Origin of the sequence: Micromonospora sp. AB353 (genome assembly GCF_049538395.1) — a bacterium.
Classification (GTDB): Bacteria; Actinomycetota; Actinomycetes; order Mycobacteriales; family Micromonosporaceae; genus Micromonospora; species Micromonospora aurantiaca.
Genome location: NZ_JBMVFV010000204.1, coordinates 1 through 301, shown reverse-complemented (window position 1 = coordinate 301; position 301 = coordinate 1). Strand labels below are relative to the sequence as shown.

General features: G+C 76.4%; 1 protein-coding gene. It reads right to left on the bottom strand.

Features of this window, described 5'->3' with window-relative positions; translation table 11 throughout:
• Window positions 1-301 (bottom strand): SDR family NAD(P)-dependent oxidoreductase (locus tag ACPCK6_RS29695; protein ID WP_423482869.1); only part of this gene is annotated, 301 nt, incomplete at both ends.

Genomic DNA, 301 nt, shown 5'->3' with positions numbered 1-301 from the left:
CCGGCGGTGTGCACGACGGCGGTCAGCTCCGGCAGCCCGGAGACCAGAGCCTCGACGGCGGCCCGGTCGGTGACGTCACACCCCACCACCCGCACCGCACCCAACTCGGCCACCAACTCCGCCGCACCCGGCGCCCCCGGACCCCGCCGCGACGCCAGCACCACCTCACCAGCCCCGTTCGCCAGCAACCACCGCGCCACATGCCGACCCAACGCACCCGTACCACCGGTCACCAGCACCGTCCCGGCAGGCCGCCAACCCACACCCACCGGCGGCACGGCCGGCACCAGCCGCCGGCCGA